This is a genomic window from uncultured Methanospirillum sp., from assembly GCF_963668415.2.
Lineage (GTDB): Archaea > Halobacteriota > Methanomicrobia > Methanomicrobiales > Methanospirillaceae > Methanospirillum.
In genome coordinates this window covers 3,081,700-3,105,265 of sequence record NZ_CAXXDL010000001.1, presented here as the reverse complement: position 1 = coordinate 3,105,265, position 23,566 = coordinate 3,081,700, and the positions used below count along the sequence as shown (strand labels likewise).

20 protein-coding genes and 2 tRNA genes are annotated in these 23,566 nt (G+C 50.3%); 12 read left to right on the top strand and 10 right to left on the bottom strand.

Annotated elements, in window-relative coordinates; all coding sequences use genetic code 11:
* Window positions 1-47 precede the first annotated feature (47 nt).
* On the top strand, window positions 48-968 hold the full coding sequence (locus ACHZA2_RS14675) for a VOC family protein (protein WP_319580333.1): 921 nt from the start codon (window positions 48-50) through the stop codon (window positions 966-968).
* A 6-nt stretch (window positions 969-974) separates the two neighbouring features.
* Here the strand turns inward: ACHZA2_RS14675 and ACHZA2_RS14670 are convergent, their stop codons facing one another.
* Window positions 975-1,235, bottom strand: coding sequence for a hypothetical protein (locus tag ACHZA2_RS14670; protein WP_319538100.1), 261 nt, complete (start codon window positions 1,233-1,235; stop codon window positions 975-977).
* 112 nt (window positions 1,236-1,347) lie between these two features.
* On the opposite strand from ACHZA2_RS14670, the gene cas1 reads away from it, so the two are divergent.
* The gene (gene cas1, locus ACHZA2_RS14665) at window positions 1,348-2,292 is read left to right on the top strand and encodes a CRISPR-associated endonuclease Cas1 (RefSeq protein WP_319538101.1); all 945 of its coding nucleotides are present in this window, start codon (window positions 1,348-1,350) and stop codon (window positions 2,290-2,292) included.
* Window positions 2,293-2,368: 76 nt separating this feature from the next.
* Here the strand turns inward: cas1 and ACHZA2_RS14660 are convergent, their stop codons facing one another.
* The 3 genes from ACHZA2_RS14660 to ACHZA2_RS14650 all read right to left on the bottom strand — a co-directional run bounded on the left by ACHZA2_RS14660 (window position 2,369) and on the right by ACHZA2_RS14650 (window position 6,182).
* Window positions 2,369-3,949 (bottom strand): DEAD/DEAH box helicase, encoded by a 1,581-nt coding sequence (locus ACHZA2_RS14660; RefSeq protein ID WP_319580332.1) that lies wholly within the window; start codon window positions 3,947-3,949, stop codon window positions 2,369-2,371.
* A gap of 248 nt (window positions 3,950-4,197) precedes the next feature.
* A complete protein-coding gene (gene glmM / locus ACHZA2_RS14655; RefSeq protein ID WP_319580331.1) occupies window positions 4,198-5,559 on the bottom strand; it encodes a phosphoglucosamine mutase in 1,362 nt (453 codons plus the stop codon).
* A gap of 5 nt (window positions 5,560-5,564) precedes the next feature.
* Complete coding sequence (locus ACHZA2_RS14650) at window positions 5,565-6,182, bottom strand: DUF5806 family protein (protein ID WP_319580330.1); 618 nt, start codon at window positions 6,180-6,182, stop codon at window positions 5,565-5,567.
* A 121-nt stretch (window positions 6,183-6,303) separates the two neighbouring features.
* On the opposite strand from ACHZA2_RS14650, the gene ACHZA2_RS14645 reads away from it, so the two are divergent.
* A tRNA-Asp gene (locus tag ACHZA2_RS14645) sits at window positions 6,304-6,376 on the top strand.
* Window positions 6,377-6,429: 53 nt separating this feature from the next.
* Here the strand turns inward: ACHZA2_RS14645 and ACHZA2_RS14640 are convergent.
* Together ACHZA2_RS14640 and ACHZA2_RS14635 are read right to left on the bottom strand one after the other, a co-directional pair.
* Window positions 6,430-9,333 carry a PAS domain S-box protein gene (locus ACHZA2_RS14640; RefSeq protein WP_319580329.1) on the bottom strand — a complete coding sequence of 968 codons (2,904 nt, stop codon included), beginning with the start codon at window positions 9,331-9,333 and terminating at the stop codon, window positions 6,430-6,432.
* Between the two features lie 59 nt (window positions 9,334-9,392).
* On the bottom strand, window positions 9,393-10,154 hold the full coding sequence (locus tag ACHZA2_RS14635; RefSeq protein WP_319580328.1) for a response regulator: 762 nt from the start codon (window positions 10,152-10,154) through the stop codon (window positions 9,393-9,395).
* A gap of 149 nt (window positions 10,155-10,303) precedes the next feature.
* On the opposite strand from ACHZA2_RS14635, the gene ACHZA2_RS14630 reads away from it, so the two are divergent.
* From ACHZA2_RS14630 to glgP, 5 genes are all read left to right on the top strand, one after another.
* Complete coding sequence (locus tag ACHZA2_RS14630; RefSeq protein ID WP_319580327.1) at window positions 10,304-11,161, top strand: xylose isomerase; 858 nt, start codon at window positions 10,304-10,306, stop codon at window positions 11,159-11,161.
* A 153-nt stretch (window positions 11,162-11,314) separates the two neighbouring features.
* The gene (gene xerA / locus ACHZA2_RS14625) at window positions 11,315-12,229 is read left to right on the top strand and encodes a site-specific tyrosine recombinase/integron integrase (protein WP_319580326.1); all 915 of its coding nucleotides are present in this window, start codon (window positions 11,315-11,317) and stop codon (window positions 12,227-12,229) included.
* A 39-nt stretch (window positions 12,230-12,268) separates the two neighbouring features.
* A complete protein-coding gene (locus tag ACHZA2_RS14620) occupies window positions 12,269-12,613 on the top strand; it encodes a hypothetical protein (protein ID WP_319580325.1) in 345 nt (114 codons plus the stop codon).
* Between the two features lie 137 nt (window positions 12,614-12,750).
* Window positions 12,751-12,823: transfer RNA gene (locus ACHZA2_RS14615), tRNA-Gln, on the top strand.
* 111 nt (window positions 12,824-12,934) lie between these two features.
* Window positions 12,935-15,112 carry an alpha-glucan family phosphorylase gene (gene glgP, locus ACHZA2_RS14610; protein ID WP_319538110.1) on the top strand — a complete coding sequence of 726 codons (2,178 nt, stop codon included), beginning with the start codon at window positions 12,935-12,937 and terminating at the stop codon, window positions 15,110-15,112.
* 44 nt (window positions 15,113-15,156) lie between these two features.
* On the opposite strand, the gene ACHZA2_RS14605 is transcribed toward glgP, so the two are convergent.
* From ACHZA2_RS14605 to ACHZA2_RS14595, 3 genes are all read right to left on the bottom strand, one after another.
* Window positions 15,157-15,525 (bottom strand): Lrp/AsnC family transcriptional regulator, encoded by a 369-nt coding sequence (locus ACHZA2_RS14605; RefSeq protein WP_319538111.1) that lies wholly within the window; start codon window positions 15,523-15,525, stop codon window positions 15,157-15,159.
* A gap of 7 nt (window positions 15,526-15,532) precedes the next feature.
* Window positions 15,533-15,769 (bottom strand): LSM domain-containing protein, encoded by a 237-nt coding sequence (locus ACHZA2_RS14600; protein ID WP_319538112.1) that lies wholly within the window; start codon window positions 15,767-15,769, stop codon window positions 15,533-15,535.
* A gap of 65 nt (window positions 15,770-15,834) precedes the next feature.
* The gene (locus tag ACHZA2_RS14595) at window positions 15,835-16,737 is read right to left on the bottom strand and encodes a class 1 fructose-bisphosphatase (protein ID WP_319538113.1); all 903 of its coding nucleotides are present in this window, start codon (window positions 16,735-16,737) and stop codon (window positions 15,835-15,837) included.
* Window positions 16,738-16,878: 141 nt separating this feature from the next.
* Between ACHZA2_RS14595 and ACHZA2_RS14590 the strand changes: the two genes are divergently transcribed.
* Window positions 16,879-18,723: a PAS domain S-box protein gene (locus ACHZA2_RS14590; RefSeq protein ID WP_319580324.1), complete on the top strand. Its 1,845-nt coding sequence runs from the start codon at window positions 16,879-16,881 to the stop codon at window positions 18,721-18,723.
* Between the two features lie 69 nt (window positions 18,724-18,792).
* A complete protein-coding gene (locus ACHZA2_RS14585; protein ID WP_319580323.1) occupies window positions 18,793-18,945 on the top strand; it encodes a rubredoxin in 153 nt (50 codons plus the stop codon).
* 16 nt (window positions 18,946-18,961) lie between these two features.
* Here ACHZA2_RS14585 and ACHZA2_RS14580 read toward each other — a convergent pair whose 3' ends face one another.
* On the bottom strand, window positions 18,962-20,578 hold the full coding sequence (locus ACHZA2_RS14580; protein WP_319580322.1) for a diadenylate cyclase: 1,617 nt from the start codon (window positions 20,576-20,578) through the stop codon (window positions 18,962-18,964).
* 140 nt (window positions 20,579-20,718) lie between these two features.
* On the opposite strand from ACHZA2_RS14580, the gene ACHZA2_RS14575 reads away from it, so the two are divergent.
* Together ACHZA2_RS14575 and ACHZA2_RS14570 are read left to right on the top strand one after the other, a co-directional pair.
* On the top strand, window positions 20,719-20,997 hold the full coding sequence (locus ACHZA2_RS14575; RefSeq protein WP_319580321.1) for an acylphosphatase: 279 nt from the start codon (window positions 20,719-20,721) through the stop codon (window positions 20,995-20,997).
* A gap of 222 nt (window positions 20,998-21,219) precedes the next feature.
* Window positions 21,220-23,493, top strand: coding sequence for a methyl-accepting chemotaxis protein (locus ACHZA2_RS14570; protein WP_319580320.1), 2,274 nt, complete (start codon window positions 21,220-21,222; stop codon window positions 23,491-23,493).
* Window positions 23,494-23,566: the final 73 nt, after the last annotated feature.

Below are 23,566 nucleotides of genomic sequence, written 5' to 3'. Positions count from 1 at the left end.
TTCATTCCTCCGTACGCACTATAAGATTTGAGAACTCAGGGAATCCAATGGGAGACGATCACATAGAACTGACTCATATCGCCTTGTACGTGACGAACCTGCAGCGGAGCATGGAGTTTTACAAAAAGATCCTGCGCATGAATGTCTCTGAACCGATCTCGCTCAGAGAACAGTCAACCGGACTTAAATACGGCCACTCGCTGGTAACCCGGGGACCTTCGATGGTCAGAAACCTCATCAGCCGGGCAAACCCTGCAGCATATCAGCAGATGTTTACCGATATCTGCCACTGCAGCACCGATGATGGTTCAGTCAACCTGATCCTCGTGCAGCAGACCCATCCGGAGAAGGGATATGTCAGATCTGTCACCGGAAACACCCTGTACGGATTCTCATGCTACCTCTCACCAGATATTGACACAGATGATCTGGCCTGGGATATGGAGATCGCAGACGTTCCGTTTGAGCATGGAGACCCCGGAACAGATGGGCTTGAGTACTCAGTAAACTCCAGTGATCATTCACTCTACATCAGGGACCCGGACGGGAGGATGATAGAACTGATCTCATCACCTGACACTAATGGAGAGTTTCTGACAGGTCTTGGACATGCTGTGCTCTATGTCAACAATATCCAGGAGAGCAGGAGATTCTATCAGGAGAAATGCGGTCTCACAGACATTACACCCCAGGGTCTTGTCCAGAACGCATGGAAGAAGAAGTATACATGGATGGGAACCCCTGGTGGTTCACCGGTTGTCATCCTGTACCAGGTTGTAAATCCTGATGGGACCCCGATGAAAGCAGGGGGATACGGACTGGATCACCTGTGTCTTTCAGCAGGGTACAAAGGAGACGGGGTAGTCAGCGAGCCGGAATGTGTCACAATTCACCCTCCGGAGAGTGCTGAGCCTTCAGGCTACTACCTGCAGGATCCAGACGGATACCAGGTAGAGGTCAAAAGATGAGGGGGATCAAAGTTTTTCATCGGATTCAAGACGAAGACCGCTCTCTTCGACACTCCTTCTCCGTTTCATCTTCTCCAGTTCGAGGGGCGTCGGAACCTTGGTCATCGGATCCTTACGGGTTAGCGTGATGTACGCGACAAAGAAGATCATGAGGACACAGAGCAGTATCGCTGAGTTAAGAGGGGAGAGCAGACCGATCAGGTACCCAATGAAAATGATCAGCAGAAGAGTGAAGACCAGTGCCACACTCCATACCTTCAGGCCCATAAACCGAATATACAATCTATCTGATAAAAAATAAAATTATCAGTACCTGATCACTGACATCTCATGATATTATGGTTACACAAACAGGAACTACGATAAACGCAGGAACACCATGAGCACAAGAGGGTATCCAATATGGAAGGTTGTAGCAGGCCATGGTTCTCACATAAAGGCTACCAGAGATGCCCTTTCAATACAGTACCATGGATCCACAACCGAGATCCCTCTCACCGATCTCGATCACCTAATGATCATGGGAGGACATCAGATCCAGACATCAGCGATCACAACCCTGTTGAGCAACCAGATCTTTGTCTCGTTTCTGGAGTCAGACGGTGAACCGGCAGGGTACCTGAAGCCCTACGGATACACGATAGATGATACCATCAGGGAAAACCAGAACAGGGTGACACCCTTCAGTTATGCCCTGACCTGCGCAAAAGGAGCGGCACGGGAGAGGATGCTCGCTATCGAGCGGTGGAACGAGGAAAAAGAAGGAGAACTCCTCTTTAGCGGTGAACTGGATATTCTTGATCGGGCAGATGGTGAACTGGACAGCCTGATCAGGCTCGACGAGATCGGCAGGGTAGACCGGCTCATCGGTGATATGTATTACGAGATCATGAGCAGGCTGATCCCATCGGATATGACCTTTAAGCGAAGGACCGGAAGACCATATCTCGATCCGGTGAATGCTATCCTCACATTCGGATATGCCATGCTCACCGCGGACTGCACCAGGGCACTCGTCGGGGTGCATCTCGATCCTGACCAGGGTATGCTCAACAGGGGAAAACGTTCACTAGCAACCGATCTTGTGAACTGCTGGAAGACAAGAATGATAGATCTCGTAACCCTTGAACTCATTCACACCGGTGAGATCACTCCAGACTCGTATGAGTGTGGAGAAAAACGCTGCATCCTTTCAGAATCACTCATCAGAAGGCTGATTGATCGCTATCAGAAGAGCATCAGGGAGGATGTCATTGATACACAGGTCAAAACCCTGGTAGAAGCGATAAACGGAATCTCTCCGTTTGTAATTCACCGTTTTTAAAAACCCCAACGGTGCCCGTTGGGGGCCCCAGGCAGGAGCGATGGTTAGGACTTTTTTAAAAAAATGTTTTAAGGAATTACTGGCGTGGCCGGGCCGGGCTCACACCGATCCGGACACCACGAATCTCTGCTCCGTCAAGCCGGGATATTACCCGGTTTACATAGGAGGAGGGGATCTGGACAAACGAGTATGCCGGGTACATCTGGATATCTCCGACTGCCCGTTCAGGCATGTTACATGCCGAAGAGACTGCATATACGATGTCGCGTGGGCTGAACCCGTCCTTTCTTCCCGCAGAGATGAAGAGCCGGGCTGAGCCGGGCTGCTCTGATAACTGATTCTCGGGAATCTCGTTCCCGCCTGATCCGTTGTAGGCACTCTTCTCTTTCAGGAAAGCAGCAGCAAGCTGAATCGGATCAAACCCTTCATCAACCAGACCCTGTATCACTTCCTGGTATTTTGTAAGATCCTCACTGCCGATTACGGTCTTGATCTTGGATATTGTCTCTTTTGCCCGTGCCTCTGCAATTTCGGCAGCTGTCGGGATCATCATCCGGTGCATGTGGGTGTTGGTCTGACGCTGGATGTCCTTCATCCTCCAGCGATCACGGGGCATGACAAAGCTTACCGATTTTCCACCTTTGCCTGCACGTGCTGTCCGACCGATCCGGTGGACATAATACTCGATGTCCTGGGGGAGATCATAGTTGAAGACCATCTCGACATCCTCAACATCGATTCCACGGGCAGCCACATCACTGGCGACAAGGATACTTATTGAACCGTGACGGAATCCGCCCATTACGCGATCTCTCTCACGCTGCTTCATATCACCATGAAGTGCCTCTGCAAGGTAACCCTGCGCCTTCAGTTTGCTGGCAATCAGGTCAACCATCCGTCGTGTGTTGGCAAAGACCATTGCACGTGAAGGATTATGACGATCAAGCAGCCTGAAGAGGGCATCGTCCTTTGCTGTCTCCACGAGTTCAATATAATATTGATCAATTCCCGGACCGGTCAGTTCTTTGTGTGCGATCTTGACCATTTCAGGGTCACGCTGGTACCGGCGTGAGATCTGAAGGATCGGCTTTGGCAGCGTTGCAGAGAAGATAACGGTCTGTCGTTCACGGGGAACATACGAAAGGATGCTCTCGATGTCAGGCCTGAATCCCATGTCAAGCATCTGGTCTGCTTCATCAAGAACAACCAGGTGAACATTTGAGAGACTGAGGGTCGTGCGCGCAATATGGTCCAGAATGCGTCCAGGAGTTCCGATACAGATGTGAACTCCGCGTTTTAATTCTCGAATCTGACCATCGATTGCCTGACCGCCATATATCGGAAGGACATGTATATCTTTTCTATATTTGAGAAGGCGGGAATATTCTGCAGCAATCTGGACACAGAGTTCTCGGGTTGGACAAAGGACGAGGACCTGAACAGCCCTGACTTCCTCCTTGCATCTTTCAATACCGGGGATTGCATATGCCGCAGTCTTCCCGGTACCGGTCTGAGCCTGGCCGGCTATGTCCTGCCCTGCCATAAGGAGTGGGATCGCCTGCTTCTGAATCGGCGTTGGTTCTTCAAATCCCATGTCAGAAAGTGCACGAAGAATAGGTGGCGAAAGATCTAGGTCCGAAAAAGAGGATATAGTCATCCCACATGATGGGACTTTTCGACATATATATGCACGGATGGCAGGTGACCTGCTTTGATCGTATGAATAATAATGAGTCGATCTCCGGAGGTATAATTTTTTGGAAATTATCCTGAAATCTGGATTTTTGTTTCATTCGTGATATATAGCATAATGAGATTTATTATTTAAAGATGTTTATTGCAAAAAATTTGCACAATTTAAAATATTTTCAAAAAAAAATAAAAAATCAAATGAAATTGATAGGACTATGCAATGATTGGATTGATACAATCCAGAATCTCTTTCTCGAACGCCTTTACAACTGCTTCAGTTTGAGACTCGATATATAAACGGACAAGAGGTTCTGTACCGGACGGACGAATGAGGGCCCAGGCATCAGCACGATCGATCCTGAGTCCGTCAACCGTGTTGATTTTATCACCGGAGAACTTCTTACTGACAGCCTGAATCATAGCCGGAGCCTTATCAGTGTGGAACTTGTGCTTCAGCATTACCGATGGAGGAAGATTGTCTACCAGGCTGCTGAGAGTCTCTTTCTTCAGAGACAGAAGATGCACCATCATTGCGGCTGTCATTCCACCGTCACGACAGAACTGGTGGTTCGGGTAGATAAGTCCCCCATTTCCTTCACCGCCAAAGACCACAGACTTTCCTGCGTCAAGAAGAGCACGCATCCGTCGTGCCACATAAATGCTCCCTACCGCTGTATAATCGACAGTACAGGAGTGACGCTGTCCAATCTGTTCTATCAGGCGTGAAGAGCTGACCGGAGTGACGATAATCCCACTCTTCCCATGACAGACTGCATCAGCAACCAGAGCAAACTCTTTGTTTTCCTCAACAAACCGACCCTTGTCATCGATAAAGACCGCCCGATCTGCATCACCATCATGGGCAACCCCAAATTGAGCGCCAACTGACCGGACCAGATCAGCCATCGGAGCCAGACCTTCTTCTGATGGTTCAGGGTTTCGTGCCGGGAACCGGCCGTCAGGCTGTGCATTCAGGGTAATCACGCGACATCCAAGATCTGAAAGAATGGATGCAGTTGTCCGGTATGCGGCTCCACATCCGGGATCTATGACTACAGTCATTCCCTTACCGATACCTGCAGGAACTTTGGCAACCACTCCATCCACATACTCCTGGAACATGTCAGGAGCGGAGCGGCTGGAGCCTACTGCTTCCCATCCCTTTGTTGCAAAGGTGCCTGAGAAGACCCGCTCTTCAATAGCGATGGAGTTCTCATCATCCATCTCGGTTCCATCAGGCTCGATGACCTTGACGCCGTTGTAATTTCCAGGATTGTGGGAGGCGGTGATGACGATCCCGGCATCAAAGTGGTCTTTGACCAGGTACTGAAGACCAGGTGTCGGCAGAATGCCACAGTCAACGACATCACAGCCGACTGCCATCAGTCCAGCTTTTGCAGCCTCAATAAGCGCCGGGCCCGAGGTTCTGGTGTCCCTTCCGACTGCAACAGTTCCCGGGCGCATGCTGCCGACTGCCATCGCGATCTTCATAACCAGTTCGGGCGTCATCAGTTCACCGACGACACCTCTGACGCCGTTTGTTCCAAATAACTGTTTTTTCTTTGGTTCTGTCATGAACATCACATCATATCAGACTCTGAATCAGGCATTTCCATCCCTTCATCTTCAGAATCGTCCTGACCATCTTCTTCTTTCGTCTGCTTGCGTCGTTTTTCTAACTTTGCCTTCTGCTGCTCTTCACGGAGTCTGAGCAGGCGGGCAGAGGCCTCGGCAACCTGACGCATGATGTTGGTCACCTGATCCTCTATCTCGATCTCTTCATCCACGCCGATAGCTGTACTCTCTATCTCAAGCAGAAACCTGGCAACCTCACTCGCCTCAAAGAGAAGATCATCAAGTTCTTCAGGAGTGTAAAAACCGCACATCGCACCATACAGGAACGTGGCTCCTGCCTTGTTCACCTTTTTTTTGAATGAACTGCGGGCCTGGTTTACTGCCTGTGGAGAATATGTACCGGTCATGAACGGAACCAGTTCTGGCAGGTTGCGCCCGATGAAGGTCATCTCTGCACCTGAAGAGGTCTGAAAATCAGAACAGAGACGCGATATGGCCCATTCCCGCGCGGTAATGAACGTCCGCTTTCGCAGGAACTGATTCACCTGGTTGTATGTAGCCCCATCAACCTTCTTGAACTTATGATACTTGCCTGGATCATGTGAACGATGCGCCAAATCCATTCTATTACCATGGATCGCAGAATGAGATAAGGGCCACTGATACAGTAGTGGCAGAATAGTTGTATGCTGGATTTATAAGCTGAAAGTGATAACATATAGAAGGTTCTAGGACCATTCCCGTGCCCAGATAGTGTAGTGGCCTATCATGTCGGCCTGTCACGCCGACGACTCGGATTCGAATTCCGATCTGGGCGTACTTCTTTTAAAATTTTCACATCAAGGGATTTTTCACCCATTGAATCTGAATTTACAAACCATCCCTGATCCGGAAACAACCATCAGGGACCACGATCTCAAAACAGGCACCGGTCCCGTATGTTCCGGTCTCGGTGATGATAATCCCTGTGATAGAGAGGATCTCCCTGACCAGGAAGAGGCCGAGGCCGGTGTTTTTTCCATACCCGCGTTCAAAGATCCGCTCCTTGAGATCCTCAGGGATCCCGGTTCCATTATCCTCAAACGTAATGACAACCTGCTGCTCGCGTCTTGTATATGAGGCATGAATATGTGTGACATTTCCCCCGTGTCGGGCTGCATTGTCGACAAGGTTGTAAAACACACGCTCAAGGAGTGGATCTGCATAGATGCTCAGGCCGTGCAGATCGTTTCCGATGACCCCGCCAGGAAGAAGACCCTGCTGTGAAATCTGATCGATCAGTTCACCGGCCTCCCGCCACTCAGGTGCATGGACACCCATGTCCTGGTAATCTCCGGTGAACTCGATCTGATCCCGTATGGCATATGCAGCTTTTTCAAGCATATCAACCATCTCTGTCATCTCCGGGTTCGAACTCATCTTCTTCACAATAGGCAGGATGCCAAAAAGCACCGTGATCCTGTTGCGGATATCATGCCTGGTGATACTTGAGAGCAGGTTGAGTTTCTCGTTGGTCCTCATGAGTGCCTCTTCGACAATCTTCCGGGAGCTGACATCGCGGATGCTCTGAATCGCTCCGATGAGTCTTCCATGGGAGTCAAAGAGTGGGTTTGCCACTACCGAGAGGTACATCGGACCGTTCACTGTGTCAGGAAGATACTCTTCCACCGAGAGGGTTCCATCCTGCCTGGTGACTTCAGTATAATACTCTTCAGCAGGAAGGGATGGTTTGAGGATCAGGTCTATGAGCAGGGGCCGCTTGTACCCGTAAAATGGAATCGCATACTCCTGCTGCCCTCTTCCGATGATCTGTTCCTTGTTTATCTTTGTCAGACTCTCCATCGCGGCATTCCAGAGGATAACCCAGCCGTCCTTGTCTACCACAAAGGTAGCATCAGGGAGACGTGAGAGCACATCCTTGAGCTGGCGGTGTGATTCACGGAGAGACTCACTCTCCATGAGGATCTTCCAAGCCAGTCTGTGTTCGGTGATATCCTGCACATTCAGGATCCAGTACGGCGTAACCTCCTGCTCAGAGATTACCGTAAGATCGTTCAGGGTAGGAAAGAGCGTCCCATCCCGGTGCATATGCTCGGCTTCAAACACGAAGTGCCCCCAGTTTTCTGCCTTGCGCAGATATGCAGGAAAATCCTTGCGAAGATCTGGTGAGAAGAGCGATGCCATGGGGACGGAGGCGATCTCTTCCCTGGTGTACCCGTGCATCAGGGCATATGCAGGATTGATAACATCGACCTCATCACCGGATCCGGTGATGATACCAGCCTGGGTGTGTTGGACGATGTCGGCAAGCTTCCGGTTCGATGCCTCCATCTGTTTTCGCTCGGTGATGTCGATCGCAAACCCGCGAAGACCAACTGCGACATCATCCTTGATGACCCTGATAGAGTAGAAGACCATAGGAAAATGGGTTCCATCCCTGCGGGTTGCCAGATACTCCTGGCCTGATACCCGTTCACCATCTGCTATCCGCTTCAGATTCTCAATAAGCCGCTGCTGATCTTCAGGTGCAACCAGGTTCACAGCATACAGTCCTGCCTGCAGGTCTTCAGGCCGATACCCGGAGACCTGGAACCCGAGCCGATTCAGAAATGTCAGACGGCCGGAGAGGTCAACCTCAAAGACGAACTCAGGGAGCGAGTCGGCAAGTTCACGGTACTTCTGCTCACTCTCTTCAGTCTTGCGCAGTGCCTCGAGGAGTTCTGCCTCTGACCTGGTAACCCTGTCAAAGACAGGGGTCAGAGCATGGGCAAGTTCAGAGAGTTCATCCCCACTGGCAAACAGGGAGTCAGTGACCCCGTCTATTGGTGCATTCTTTGTACGGGCCCGGGTGATAAGAAAACCAAGGCGCCTGAGAACAAGGTGATCCATGAAAACCAGGGTGATGAGAATAAATGCAAGACCGATGACCACAAGCAGAGCAATGAAACTCCCAATCGTAGTCAGACCCTGATTATAGATACTCCGGTCTGCAGCAACCTGCAGAAGGAACTGCTTCTGCCCGGTGATATCCCTGACCGGAATGGAACCTGTCACGGTATCAGCATCAGATACAGTGAAGGCGATCAAGGGACTTGTAGCATTCATACTACTGACATACTCCCAGTCAAGGGCCGGTACCGGGCCAGATACTGGAATAACCGAGAGAGGGAGAGAGGTTATGTCAGAGAGTTTGCGTACCTCTTCATGGTCAAGATATGTGCCAAAGAGAAGATACCCGGCCGATGGTCCTTCATACATGCTTGTCAGGATCGGCTGGGAAACAACGAGGAGTGGATCAGAATCAGGGATGAGAAAACCTGATCTGCTGCTGATGAGAGAGTCATGTGAGAAGAGATACGGAGTAGAGAGAATTGATGCAAGTTCAGTATCTGTGATCTTCTCAACCTGCTGGGATGTGGTGTTGTATCCTGTTGCATATATGACACCATGGCTCTGGTTCAGGAAGACGAGCAGATCAACACCGAGATTTTCAAACGAGTCACGATTAAGATTCTGCTCAACATATGCAGGGTTATCCCCTTTTACAAACTGGTAGGTCTCATTCCATCGTGACCATTCACCACATTTCGATTCGATGAGGCTCTGTTCATACTCGATCGCCTTGAGCTCCTGCAACACCGAGTCTCGGACACTCTTCTCTTCAAAACCTACATAACTTCCCATCAGGACCGTGTAAGAAAGGCCGAGGATCAGCGCTATCGCTCCAAGGAGCGTGAGGCCGAGGATCAGCAATGTCTTACTACGCAGGTTCATGGAAATGAGGGCTCGTTGTTGGTTTCAGATACGATTCAACATGTCAGAACTGAAGTTCCTTACTCACCGGCCGGGTTGAGTTCAAGGAAGTACCCGCTGATATCACCAAATGAGTCGTTGATCATAAATATCCGCGGGATCACCTGTTTTGTCTTCTGAAGATCTTTCATGATCAGCGGACGTTCAAACGTGGGATCAAGCGAAAAGATATCAATTGTCTCACCTGAGTCAGGGTCCTCCATCTTGATAGAAGAGGGCGCATCTGAGAGCAGGAGATCAGAACCTGACTTCTCAAGCAGGTATTCGGCTGCATCATTCAGCCATATGATCCGGTTACGGTCATCCAGCAGGATGACCGCTTTCAGCGATCCTACAAGGTCTTCACACTGGGCCTGGGTCAGCCCTCCGGTCTTTCCTTCGGTGGTGCCTGAAAGTTTCTCGTGCAGATTGACACTCACCTGTATTGTTGTATTCAGAATATTCTGGTTGATAGGCTTGACCAGGAATCCGAAGGGATCTGCTTCCTTTGCATGGCTGAGCACCTCCTCCTCGTCATGGCCGGTCACGAAGATCACCGGGACATTGAAGATATGAAACAGAATTCTGGCTGTCTCAATACCCGACAGATGGCCGAGCAGATCGATATCCATGAGTACGATACCGGGTTTTCTGGCTGCTACCCGGGTGATAGCCTTCTCACCCGAGTTCACCGGTTCATCGACGACAAAGCCACTGTCTTTGAGGATCGTCTCAAGTACCCGGGCAATGATCGGATCATCCTCAACGATAAGGACTGGGTAATCCTTTTTAGACTCATTCATCAGTTGTTGCTCCTGCACTCATAGAGATCACGGGGGGGTTTGGGATACTATTGTAATGTGCAATACAGAGATATAGGGGTTATGAATTCCAATTCTTGTTTAAATAATCGCAGAGACAGCGGAGAAAAATCCCACATATACCGGGGGTGTTGCCATATGAATCGGCACTCAGCAATCTGGGAGGGATGGTTCTGAACGTGATTGAGCCGATCCGCTTTGGAGCCGGATGCCTGCTCACCCAGCCTGAAGTTTTTCCTTCAAGGGCAGATTTACTTGACAACGGCTCTATCGGGCATGTACAACTGATGGTAATCCCGCAGCCTGAGTCAGACTTTCAGACAAACATCCAGCCGTTTGAGTCATACAAAGGAAAGATTCGCATTCATGCTCCCCATCACCTCCAGCAGGTGAACCCATGCGAACCTGATCTCTTCTCTTCAGGGATACCTGATATCAGGGGACATATCGAGGCAGCGATGAGTCAGACCCTGGAGGCCGCAGACCGAACCGGTTCAGAGATCATCGTGGTTCATGCCGGAAGATACAGACATGGCCATAAGGAGGAGGCGATCGCCAGCTTTCATGGATTTCTGGACCAGTATCCTGATCCCCGGTACATCCTGGAAAGTCTGCCAGATCTTCAGTTCGGGCCTGCATACCTCGGTGTCACCCCTGAAGAACTGAAGGTCCTCGGAGTAGGTACTATTAGGGGGTACTGTCCTGACTTCCCCCACCTCTGGTGTACCTCAAAAGTCAGGGGCCTGCCATACCAGGACCTGCTTGATGGAATGGCAGACCTGGGAATGAAGTTCAGCCACCTCTCAGGAAGTCCGGGGCCTGAGTCAGAGCGGCAACACCTCCTCTTTGATGATCCTGACAACAGGTTCAGTCTTGGACTGATCAGATCGTTCCTGACTGATCACCGGGACCTTGAACTCATTCTTGAGTTTGCAGTCGACGACCCTGCCGTGATCATGCGGCAGGTAACCATCGGATCAGAATGCTGATCGACCCCTCTTCTGATCTATTTTTGTAATGATATTCTGGTTGTGACCAGGTGATGAGGTATCAAAATCGGATCATGACTTTGCGATCATAGATTGCGTAGAATAGGTATTCTGCGTAAAAGTTATTAAAATAGAAATTAGACATATAATCAAGTGAATTCAGGATATTTTTCAGAATGGATTCCCCGGTTCATCCAGTATCTGAAAATGCGCAATTATTCGGCGAAAACACTGATCAGTTATGACCAGACCCTGACACGGTTTGGTCACTACATCTGGCTGACCAGAAACAGCCGTGCTACCATCACACCTGAATCATTTCAGAAGCACCCGGTACGGCTGGAGACCGAGGTTGAGGTGAGTGCGATCCAGATTACTGATTACCTCTCGTTCCTTACTCAGAGCAGGGAGTACCATGCCACCACTCTCAACAGGATCCTCTCCTCCCTCTCCTCCTTCTACCGGTTCATGATCATGCAGGACGTACTTGTTGCAAACCCGGTACCCCGCATCGACCGGCCACGTGTCAAGGATGTTGAGCTCAGATACCTCAAACACAGTCAGGTGATCAGGCTGCTCAGATCGATCCCTGATTCACGTGACAGGCTGATCGTCAGGATCATCTATGCAACAGGGGTTCGTGTCTCTGAGCTCTGCTCCATCAATGTCGAAGACATCGACATCGATGACCAGATGATCAGGGTGAGGGGAAAAGGAGGGAAGATAAGAATGGTGTTTGTCGACCAGGAGACACTCGATGAGATCGATCTCATGGTTGCAGACCGCCTCACCGGTCCGCTCTTCTTCGGTCAGCAGGGACATCACATCTCACCACGAACTGTGCAGCATATCTTCAGGAAGTATGCCCCGGAAGGGATCACCCCTCACAAGATCAGGCACAGTTACGCAAGTGAACTCTACCGGAGATCAAAAAATCTCAGGGTAGTTCAGGAGAACCTTGGCCATGCATCGATCAAGACAACCGAGGTATACCTGCATACCGACCTTGATGAGCGGCGCAGAGTCTACCATGACTACTTCCCCCTCTCTGCTCCGGAGCGTGAGTAGCAGCAGCATAGTATACCTGGCCGTCTCAATACCGAGAGGATGAAGAAGACCATACGGACCGCTGACGGAAGGTGGCTTGAGATCAACCCGGAGACTGATGTCAACGTCATCCGTCAGCCACGATCAGTTACACGGACCGGGACAGATTTTGCCCATGGAGAGGATCTCTATCTCATGACCGACACTTACGGGGTCAGGCATTACTACGTGATCTCCTGGGTTGTTGAGGGAAGGAGTTCGAAGGAGTCATACAGGACCCTGAATGAAGAGCAGAAGGATCAGTTCATCCGCGAACATGTACACAAAGCAGGAAAGATAGGACTAGATCCAGATGTCGTTGACCATATCGAGGAGTTATTTCCCGGCCTGCTCAAGAAGAGATAGCCTGATACCAGAGTCAGGGGGATCTGCAGGTATCTGACATCAAGAGCAATTACAATCAGCACGGTCTATAACCGATCAGATCCAATAGATACAGGCCTTGTGCTCCGGTACTTATACAGGAGAACAAAAGGCAGCATACCCCCGTAGTGTAGCGGTCAATCATCTCGGATTTTGGTTCCGATGACGACGGTTCGAATCCGTCCGGGGGTACTTCTTTTCAGGTAAAATTCAGGAGATTTCGCATTCCTGATCGCGGCATCACAACAGTTATGTACTCGTTCAAATAATCTCCTAACACCGAGTACCGGAGTAGATATTCATATGATAGGCATTCGATGGATCGATTTTGATCATATTCCTGACCGGTTATCCGGACTGATTGACCTGTCCTATAATCTCTGGTCATCCTGGCATCCGGAAGCCCAGATGCTGTTTAAAAACCTGAACAAGCAGGGCTGGAAGGAGAGTATTCATAACCCGGTACTGATGCTGCAGCAGCTTCCCCCTGAAATTCTTGATGAAGGGAGCGGGAATCCCGAGTACACCAACCAGTACGATGCAGTCATCGCAAAGTTCCAGCGATACATGCTCGCAAAAAACCAGTGGTTTACCGAGTATTACTCTGAGCACCAGCGCCACAAGATCGCATACTTCTCCGCAGAGTACGGACTCCAGCACTCACTCCCGTTCTATGCAGGAGGGCTTGGCTTTCTAGCAGGTGACCACCTGAAAGAATGCAGCGATCTCGGTGTCCCACTCGTTGCTATCGGATTCATGTACGCTGACGGGTATCTTCACCAGCGGGTCAGGAGCGATGGGTGGCAGGAGGATGTTGAAGAGAAAATAGATCGGGACAATGCCCCTATTAAACGTGTCCTCAATAAAGACGGGGAACAACTCGTCCTTCAGGTTCCGTTCATAACGCCGCAGATCCACTTCTCAATCTGGCGTGTAGATATCGGAAGGGTCATCCTCTATCTTATTGACACGGAGATCGAACAGAATCCTCCACACCTGCGCAATATCAGCAGCAGGTTGTACAGTAGTATCAACGAGATGCGACTTCTTCAGGAGATCGTGCTTGGGGTTGGCGGTACTCACCTGCTTCAGGAACTGGGAGTTCAGTACTCGGCCATTCACCTGAACGAAGGGCATGCATCATTCGCCCTTGTTGAGCGGTTCAGGCAGAAGGTCGAAGGAGGGCTTGACCCTGTCGATGCATGGCGGCACGTAAAAGAGACATCCCTCTTTACCACACATACACCGGTCCCAGCCGGACATGACAAGTTTCCCCACTGGATGGTTGACAAGTACTTCAGTCAGTATTACGGCGCCATTACGATGTCACGCGAAGAGTTCCTGAAGGCAGGAACTCACCAGGAAGACCCGCCTGACATGTTCAACATGGCTGCGTTCGCACTCAGATTGTCTGCCTACTCGAACGGAGTGAGTGCAAAGCATGGCGAAGTAGCACGGAAGATGTGGCACTTCCTCTGGCCCGAGGTGAAGCTCGACGACGTTCCGATCGGATCGATCACGAACGGGGTTCATGTTCCGACCTGGATGAATCCACGTCTGATCCAGTTGATCAACAGGTATCTCTCACCGATATGTCCGGACTGGCTCGACCATCATGACAAGGATTACGTCTGGGCACTCATCGACCGGATTCCTGATGCAAAACTCTGGGAACTCCATTATGGCCTGAAGATTAAACTGATAAACCGTATCCTCCAGTTCAAGCGGCGTGACTGGATGAAATACCAGGCAGACTGTGCAAACGTCGTTGCCGGAGGAGCCCTTATAGACCCGAACACACTTACCATCGGGTTTGCACGCCGGTTCTCAACATACAAACGGGCGGACCTCATCTTCAGGGATCTCGACAGGATCAAAAAGATCCTGAACAACCCCTGGAAACCGGTGCAGATCATCTTTGCAGGAAAAGCCCATCCTGCCGATGATGAAGGAAAGCGGATCCTGCAGCGTATCTACCAGTACGCACAGCAGCCTGAGTTTGGCGGAAGAATAGCCTTCATTGAAGATTACGGCGAACAGATCGCCAAGTACCTTGTCCAGGGCGTGGACATCTGGATGAACAACCCGGTGCCACCCCTTGAGGCAAGTGGGACGAGCGGGATGAAGGCAGCAGTAAACGGGGTGCTCAACCTCTCCATCGGAGATGGCTGGTGGCTTGAGGGGTATAACAAGAAGAACGGGTGGATATTTGGTGGTAATCCAAAGAATAACAACGGAGATCGTGACTGGGAGGATGCCATCGAACTCTACGACCTGCTGGAGAACGAGATTGTACCACTCTACTACGACGCAGGCCTTGACGGGGTGCCCCATGCCTGGGTTCAGATGATGAAAGAGTCAATAAAGAGCAACACGCCCCAGTTTTCAGCACGGAGAATGGTCAAGGAGTACGTGCATAAGTATTACATCCCTGCGATCTCCTGCACGGAATGTAATGCCCCGTTCGAACCCTTCGACTAACTTTTTTAACCCGTGAAAGAACGAAGAGAAAAGAGAAGTATCGGTTACGCTTCTTCGTCCTCTTCAGGAGTCTCAACTTCCACATCAGAGATGGCAAGCTGATACATCCAGTCGAGGAGCAGATTACACTCGTTCACCGAGCATTCCAGATCGCAGGCAATACAGGGGATCAACTCTTCACCTGCCAGAAGGCAGCGGGGATCCACCGGACCTTTCTTGGCAATAAGACGGAATGTCTTGATTCCTTCCTGTCTGTACTCGATCCTCTCAACCCGGTTGGTGTCAAGGAGTTTTTTAACGATACGGGAGCATTTCCGGCTGTCTACTCCCAGCATCTTCCAGAGTTCACTCTGCAGAACACCGTCAGGCTGCGTTGCGATCAACCTGAAAGCGTCTTCTTCAGATCCGGTCATAATCAGGTTATGCTACAGGTGCGATTGAGAGAATGTTGTTTCCCCGGATGACGAGCGTGCCAAGGTCCCGCTTATTTGCTGCATCTGTTGTCTCAACACTATCTTCAAGGTGCAGATTCAGATACTCATCAACGGCGACCAGCGTGCCCTGGAAGGTCCGTCCTTCGTCTTTCATCTCCACTGAAATGGTACTGTCAACGAGAGAAAATACCTTTTTTATTGGAAGGACAATGCTGCTAACCATCTGCCTTAGGTGAGGGACGCTGGCATATTAAAGGTTCCTAAACGAAGGAGGTGAGGACATGGGAGTTACTGATTCCTGTAGATCTCTTCGATCTTACTGATGACTCCCGCACTCCCGATATAGATCGGTATCCGCTGATGGACTTTTTCAGGCTGGACATCAAGAGGACACTGATTTCCGTCGGTTATAGCTCCACCTGCCTGTGTGATGATATATCCTAGCGGATTTGCTTCAAAGAGCAGGCGAAGCTTTCCGTTAGGACTCTTTTTCAGGGCAGGATAGGTGTAGATACCCCCGTACACAAGGAGCTGATGACAGTCGGCAACAAATGAGCCTGAGTACCGGATCTTGAACCCTTCGTCATCAAAGTAATCGATGACCTTCTCATGGGCAGGAATATACTCGTTCCTGACTCCTCCCGTCCCGTAGATCTTCCCTTCAGGGATGATAAACGAGTCTTTCAGGAGGTAATAATGTTCAGACTGGGGATCCCAAGCAAAACTCTGTACACCTTTCCCGACAGAGACGACCAGAACAGTCAGCGGACCGAAGAGGGTGTAACATGCAGCCTTGAGATTTCTCCCTTTCTGCATAACACCGCCACTCTCGTAGATGCCTACGATCGTTCCGACGGTGAGGTTCGTGGAGATGAGCGATGAACCGTCGAGTGGGTCCATCACCATCGCATACTCACGCCTGGAGTCCTCAAACCTGATGATATCCTCCTGTTCTTCTGACGCGATCTCCCGGACATATCCGGACTCGCCGATGACCTTGATCAGATGGGCATCAGACCATTTGTCAAGAGCTGCCTGGACTTCGCCAGAAGCGTTCAGAGTATGCTCATAAAACTGGTTATCGAAAAACGCCTTCCTGATAGGTTCCATCTGGCGTGAGATGAGACGGATGAGTTGGACAAGATCGGGATCACAGCCACAATCTTCGAGATATTTTTGAAGATAGACCATTACTATTACTCTGTATATTGGAAGGTGGATCACCATGGTATATACCGGCTTGGATCAGGAGAATGGACGCCTCTGAATCGTGCAATCAAATTCGGAGCAATTTTATATATCTAGTGAGTATCCTCTACCCGGAGGAAATCTTTGGTCTCACTGCTTCTTATTGATACAGATCCATCTTTTTGTTCTGATATCGATAAAGAATTTAAAAAATATCAAGAATATACCCTCCAGATTGTTTCATCTCGCAGTGAGGCACGCCAGATTGCAGATCTTCACCAGAGCGGGATCATCATATCAGGCTGCAGCATGAGTGAGAGCCTTGAGATCCTGAGAGAGATAAGGGATTTTAGAGAAGATGTCCCGTTCATTGTCCTGGCCGCAAGAGGCGAGGAAGAATGTATGGTCGAGGCGATAAGCGCCGGTGTTGATCTTGTCATCCCGAAGGGTGAGCCCGGGAAACTCTGTCAGGCTTTATCAACTGCAATCAGCCGGATGATACAGGAAAAATATACACCGGCAAAGAGAGCGTGCTCTGGATCTGCTGAAGAGAAGATTTCAGTGGGACCGTCTGCGGGATATTGTATTGAGGCCCTGAAGGATGCAATTCCTCTGCCAGTCTTCAGCCGGGACATCAGCGGAGTCTACAATGACTGCAACACGGCATTTGAAGAACTGCTCGGGCTTTCCAGGAGCGATATCGTAGGAAAGACAAACCATGACATCTTTCCATCCGATGTTGCCGAACATTGCGGCCACATGGACGAACTCATCATAAAGCACCCCTATATCCAGCAGTATGAGTACAATTTCTCACTCCCTCAGGGAGGGAGTCTTGATGTACTCATCTCTAAAAATGTTCTTCGTGATGAGACAGGAGCAGTGTACGGGATCATCGGGATCATCTACGATCTCAGTGATCGCAAGATGTTTGAGCAGATCGTCTATGCAAGCGAGGAAAAGTACCGGACACTTGCCGATTATACATATGACTGGGAGGCCTGGATCAGTCCGGAAGGCGTGTACCAGTATGTCTCACCATCCTGTGAGCGGATAACCGGATACCAGCCTGAAGAATTCCTTTCAGATCCTGACCTTGTGATAGACATCACTCACCTGGATGACAAGGAGAAGATCAGGTGCCATTACCAGGGTGAATTCAGCCCGGAAACCGGGGCCTGCCATATGGATTACCGGATCATCACCAGGTCAGGGGAAGAGCGCTGGATAAGCCACATCTGTCAGTCAGTATTCAGGGATGACGGAACCTGGATCGGGCGTCGCGAGAGCAAGCGTGACATCACATTCAGAAAAGAGATCGAGAAGGCCTATCAGCAGGCAAACCTGAAACTGAGCCTCCTCTCAAGTATCACCAGGCACGATGTCTTAAACCAGCTTTCTGTCCTTATCGGGTTCACAGATATGGCACTTGAGATGAATACAGATCCAGAGATCGGCATCATGCTGCGGCGGGTAATGGCAGCAGCAGAGACGATTTCAAACCAGATATCCTTTACCAGGACCTATCAGGATATCGGCTTGCAGGAACTGGCATGGCAGCAGGTGTACGATGTGATCCGTAATGCTTCAGATGGAATATCTATCGCGTCGGTTGAAACAGACAAGACACTTCGCGACCTCGAGGTACTTGCTGATCCGCTTCTTGAGAAGGTCTTCTTCTGTCTGCTTGATAACTCGGAGAGGCATGGAAAAAGCGTCTCCATATGCCAGTTCTCATGCAGAGAGGAGGATGAATCCCTGGTTATTGTGTACGAGGACAACGGGGTAGGAATTGACTCTCATGAGAAGATGCGGATCTTTGAGCGGGGTTATGGGAAGAATACCGGGTACGGGCTCTTCCTTGCCAAAGAGATCCTTGCAATGTCTGGCGTAACAATCACCGAGACAGGTATCAGTGGAGAAGGAGTCAGATTTGAGATCAGGTTTCTACCCGGATTTTTCAGAAGAGACGCAGGCCTGACTCGTTAAATACCGTAAATATCTAAAATCTCCTGACCATCATGCAGCTTTATCGGGAAAGGAGACCGATTGTGAGGTATGAAATCCATGAGATGCACGATATGTGGACATATCTATAATCCAGATACCGGAGACGGAGAGATACAGGCAGGTGTTGACTTTGCAGAACTGCCTGACACCTGGAAGTGCCCGATCTGTATGGCAGAAAAATCCATGTTCATCACGGTCTGATCCAGACCAATCCGACTCACCCGATAACTTTTACGATTTTTCCGTCTTTTATCACTGATACGCGGCCGCCGCTTTCAGATACCACAAATCCCACTGCACGGGTAACCGTGGTTATCGCTGCTGTTGATGAGTGACGAGTCCCCATCCCTTTCGGGAGCGAGGCCTGGCTTGCATCAACCGTGATGTACCGCCCTGCAGCTTCAAGCATACCGTCTCCTGATACGACGAATGCTCCGTCGAGAAGGGCATACTCTTTGAGCATCTCACGTACGTCTTTCTTGATGATCGTCCGCATCTCTTCAGGATGACCGTAAAACGGGTTGAGGATCAGCTGCCGGGAACGTGCCATCACTTCATCACGGTCACCGACCAGGAAGGCCGTACCAACCGGCTTGCCCTCCCGGCCTTCACGTGCAATCTCAATACAAGCCTGAAGAATGGCATCGAACACTTCCGGAATGATATCAGTTCCTTCGATCACCCGATCACGCCAGATTCGTGTGCTGATCCGGCCTTCGCCTTCAGGGGTCTGATCAGTCATGTCAGTGCCGATACAGAGCAGTCCGGTGAGTTCTCCTGATGGTGTGTAGTACGCCTTCGTTGTCCAGGCGATGTAGATCTTACCGCCGTCTCTCCTCTGATGCTCCATGATATGGATGGCAGTCGGTTCAGACTCGTTGGCCACCCCGAGGAAGAGGCTGACCGGTGCAACAGGTTCAGGGCCAAGACCGGGAGGGATCAGAATGCTGATATGATTCCCGTCAAGCCCGGTATCAGTGTACCCGAAACACCTTAGGGTGGCGTTGTTTGCAAAGGTGATGGTGCCATCAGGATCCATTTTGAGCACCAACGTCTCAGACAGCCAGAGTTTCTCCCTGCACTCCCGCTCGGTCTCACGAAGCCGGGCTGCGAGGTCTGCCGGTTCCCTGCGATCCTCAAGAAAGATAAACCCGGATATTCCTGATAACCCAGATACCAGAGCAGGATCAGATCCTGCGGGAAGGTGAATCCGTACCGGGATCCTGCTACCAGGGGTTCGCAGCATTGCCTCATGCAGAGAGCCTGACTCATCTGCTGATATCAGATCTGATACAGGCTGTCCCTTTACCTGCTCGGACGATCTCCCCATGAGAGAAAGACACGCCTGATTGGCATCTGTGACCTTGCCATTCTCAAGACCGAGGTACGCAAGAGGCATCGAGGCGATGATACGGGTCTGGAGATCATATCCGGCCCTGAACGACCGTTCAAGCCGGCCCCGGTTTGATGCCTGCCTGAATGCTGCGATCAAAGAGCGGGGAGCCGCCTGACCGGATGGAACCGTTGAAATTCCAGCGGTGATATCGGTTACAACAAGTGATCTGGCAACCTGTGTATAGAGCAGGAATACCGTTGCCTCTCCGCGGGACCTGATCTCCTGGTTCCAGATTATAAGATCGGAAGAATATTCAGGCTCGTCACAGCCTGAAGATCCCGGTGAGGGTGCAAGGATGATATCACACGATGCCCTGGCAGCCTGCACTTTTCCTGCCTGAAGAGAGGAGGCCTTAACCAGATCAATCTCCATCTGACCGGTGAGATCAGAGACGAGCGTATCGCTGCCGTGGCCTTGAATCAGAAGAACCCGGATCATTCCATCCCCTTAGAGAACCCAGATACCCTGGGTATGGTACTTAATGCTGTTATTTACTCCATGATGCTTTAGTCTGCCGGAGATCACAGGAACGATGATACACATTTATTGATCTGCATCCTACAATCTCGCGGGTTTTCATGACAGTACAGAGGAGGCGGATTGTAGCTGAAGGGCGAGTGCAGGGTGTCGGATACCGGATGTTTGTCAGGGACCTGGCAGCCATGTTTCACCTGAACGGGTGGGTGAAGAACCATGCTGACGGAACGGTTGAAGCGGTGATCGAAGGTGAAGAGGAGGTTGTACGAGAGATGATCGACGCTATGTATGCCAGGGACTCGTATGTTATCAGAGTTGATCGCCTCATCGTAACCAAAGAGGCCCCTGCCGGTGATACAGATTTTGAGATCCGCAGGTAACTGCGTGGTATCACCGATCAGATATAGCATAACAAATCAGGTGACTATGGCAGTACTGCTTCAATATATATAGAGAGTGACTCATCACTGTTTCACTCATGAGAACCCTGATACTACAAGAGAGTGTATTTATTTATACTGTCTGAATGAGATGCTATACTACTGATACTTCGTCAATCAGCGTGTCTCACTTCACCTGGGAGCAACAGAGGAGAATAAATTATGGGCGCAGAAAATCCGGATGTCGTCAATTCTTTTGACAGCCCGCCTGTCCTTGCATTGATCGACAATATTCCCTGTCCGGTTCTTATCATGAAGAATAACCGCTTCTGTGGTTTCAACCAGGCTGCAGGAAAATTATTCAAAACTACAGATAAATCATTCATCATCGGAAAGGACCTGCTTGGCCTCTCTCCCTTAAAACAGCCGGACGGCTCCGACTCATCAAAACATGTCCAGCCCCTGCTCTCCCGTGTTACTGCAGGAAAACCCCTCAATATAGAATGGCGGTTTTACCGGGCAGACAATACTACATTTGAGGGAAGAGGAACTATCAGGCAGACAGATGCAGCCTACGGGGACTTTCTCATATTTTCTATCATTGATAACAGTGCAGAATCGCGTGCCATCAGAGATATCCTGAATATTTCTGAGGAGATGAAGAAGGGAAACCTTCGTGCCCGAATCGCTCCTGAAGGATATCACGGGGATCTTGAGACCCTGATTACCAGAATCAACGAGATGCTTGATGATATCCTCTATCCCTTCAGGGACATGAGCAAGATACTTGTCAAGATCTCAAACGGAGACATTCACTCACGGATAGACCATACGTTCCAGGGAGAACATGAACGGATCAGGATTGCAGTAAACGGGGTCGCAGATGTCATCATCGAGCTGCAGAATGAGATCCTTCGCATCACAAAAGCCGCACAAAACGGATCTATCACGGAACGGGGAGATTCAGCAAAGTTCAAGGGTGCATATGCAGAGGTGATCACCGAGATAAACGAGATGCTTGACACGACCATAAACCCGGTGATACAGGGATACAGGGTCCTGAGAAAGATCAAGGGTGGTGATCTGAGCGATCGTGTGGAGATAGAATGTGTCGGGGATCATGCAAAACTCAAGGACTCCATCAATAACGTACATGACTGGCTGGCTGAACTGATCGTATACGTGACACGAATCTCAGAGGGTGATCTCACCGCCTCAATAAGGAAAGCATCAGAAAAGGATCAGATGTACGAACCCCTTATAAAGATGAGGGATAATATCAGGTCACTGATTGCTGATGTGAATGAACTCGGTAAGGCAGGCACAGAAGGTAACCTATCAGTCAGGGCCGATCCCACACGTCACAAAGGAGAGTTCAGGACCATCATCGAGGGGATGAACAAGACCCTTGACTCGGTCATTATTCCTGTCAACGAGGCGATGGTCGTCTCTGAAAGGTATGCCGGCTATGACTTTTCACGCAGGATAAATCCGGCATTAGCGATGCAGGGGGACTGGACGGAGTTCAAACAGGCACTTGACCAGGTCGGGGCCAACGTCTCAGAAGCGGTCCGGATCATCAACGACCAAGTCAAAAGCCTGAACTCGGTCGTCACCCAGACACACGGCAGTATCAATGATGTCAGTCAGGGTACAAACGCCCTTGCGGATATCGCCCAGGCTGTGAGCCTGAACGCAGAGCGTGGGAAAGACGGCATCTCCCAGATTCTGAAGGCCATGGAGGATCTTGCAGTAAACGTCACTGCTGTCTCTGCCAGGGCCGACGAAGTGAACCATCTGGCAATCGATACGAGCGATCTCTCATCAAAAGGCACCGAACTTGCAAAAGGTGCCGAGACAGGTATGGAAGAGATCACCATCTCCACCGAGCAGGTGGTCAAGATCGTCCATGAGATCATGGAAGAGATGAAGACCATCAGCAAAATAACAAAGGTCATCACTGACATCGCAAGTCAGACAAACCTACTTGCACTCAATGCTGCTATCGAGGCTGCACGGGCAGGAGAAGCAGGGAGAGGATTTGCAGTTGTTGCAAGCGAGGTCAAGTCACTGGCTCTTGAGTCACGCAGATCAGCAGAGAATATCACCGGCATGATCGAGAGCCTGCAGAAGAAGACCGAACTTGCATCTGAGACAATGGACAAGAGTGCGACATCGGTTCAGAACGGAGGAAAGGCACTCTCTGAAATGCTGAAGGTCTTCAACGAGATCATCGGATCAATCTCCACGATCAGTGAGAGGATGGATGAGGTTGCCAGATCTGCAGAGCAGCAGGCTGCAGCAGTTGAAGAGATCACCGCCTCTATCAACGAGGTGGATGAGATGGTCCTGAACACTTCCAAGGAGGCTGTCTCTGCAGCAGCAGCAAGCCAGCAGGCGGCAGCAGCAACAGATCAACTGACAGATCAGTCTGAGCAGGTATTTGCTGTTGCAACCCGGCTCAGCGATGAGATGCAAAAGTTTACAATCGGATAATCCACAGAGAACCTCCTTTTTTCAGCAAGTAGAGGAGAGCATGACTCACGAAGAATCATGCACGGTCACAAGG

What these genes read in the sequence shown, in the direction of transcription:
- ACHZA2_RS14605 (WP_319538111.1), bottom strand. Translation starts at nt 15,525, where the DNA reads ATGACCGGATCTGAAGAAGACGCTTTCAGGTTGATCGCAACGCAGCCT.
- ACHZA2_RS14675 (WP_319580333.1), top strand. Translation starts at nt 48, where the DNA reads ATGGGAGACGATCACATAGAACTGACTCATATCGCCTTGTACGTGACG.
- ACHZA2_RS14580 (WP_319580322.1), bottom strand. Translation starts at nt 20,578, where the DNA reads ATGATCCGGGTTCTTCTGATTCAAGGCCACGGCAGCGATACGCTCGTC.
- glmM (WP_319580331.1), bottom strand. Translation starts at nt 5,559, where the DNA reads ATGACAGAACCAAAGAAAAAACAGTTATTTGGAACAAACGGCGTCAGA.
- ACHZA2_RS14620 (WP_319580325.1), top strand. Translation starts at nt 12,269, where the DNA reads ATGAAGAAGACCATACGGACCGCTGACGGAAGGTGGCTTGAGATCAAC.
- ACHZA2_RS14595 (WP_319538113.1), bottom strand. Translation starts at nt 16,737, where the DNA reads ATGGTCTATCTTCAAAAATATCTCGAAGATTGTGGCTGTGATCCCGAT.
- ACHZA2_RS14585 (WP_319580323.1), top strand. Translation starts at nt 18,793, where the DNA reads ATGAAATCCATGAGATGCACGATATGTGGACATATCTATAATCCAGAT.
- ACHZA2_RS14600 (WP_319538112.1), bottom strand. Translation starts at nt 15,769, where the DNA reads ATGGTTAGCAGCATTGTCCTTCCAATAAAAAAGGTATTTTCTCTCGTT.
- ACHZA2_RS14670 (WP_319538100.1), bottom strand. Translation starts at nt 1,235, where the DNA reads ATGGGCCTGAAGGTATGGAGTGTGGCACTGGTCTTCACTCTTCTGCTG.
- glgP (WP_319538110.1), top strand. Translation starts at nt 12,935, where the DNA reads ATGATAGGCATTCGATGGATCGATTTTGATCATATTCCTGACCGGTTA.
- ACHZA2_RS14650 (WP_319580330.1), bottom strand. Translation starts at nt 6,182, where the DNA reads ATGGATTTGGCGCATCGTTCACATGATCCAGGCAAGTATCATAAGTTC.
- ACHZA2_RS14640 (WP_319580329.1), bottom strand. Translation starts at nt 9,333, where the DNA reads ATGAACCTGCGTAGTAAGACATTGCTGATCCTCGGCCTCACGCTCCTT.
- cas1 (WP_319538101.1), top strand. Translation starts at nt 1,348, where the DNA reads ATGAGCACAAGAGGGTATCCAATATGGAAGGTTGTAGCAGGCCATGGT.
- ACHZA2_RS14635 (WP_319580328.1), bottom strand. Translation starts at nt 10,154, where the DNA reads ATGAATGAGTCTAAAAAGGATTACCCAGTCCTTATCGTTGAGGATGAT.
- ACHZA2_RS14660 (WP_319580332.1), bottom strand. Translation starts at nt 3,949, where the DNA reads ATGACTATATCCTCTTTTTCGGACCTAGATCTTTCGCCACCTATTCTT.
- ACHZA2_RS14575 (WP_319580321.1), top strand. Translation starts at nt 20,719, where the DNA reads ATGACAGTACAGAGGAGGCGGATTGTAGCTGAAGGGCGAGTGCAGGGT.
- ACHZA2_RS14570 (WP_319580320.1), top strand. Translation starts at nt 21,220, where the DNA reads ATGGGCGCAGAAAATCCGGATGTCGTCAATTCTTTTGACAGCCCGCCT.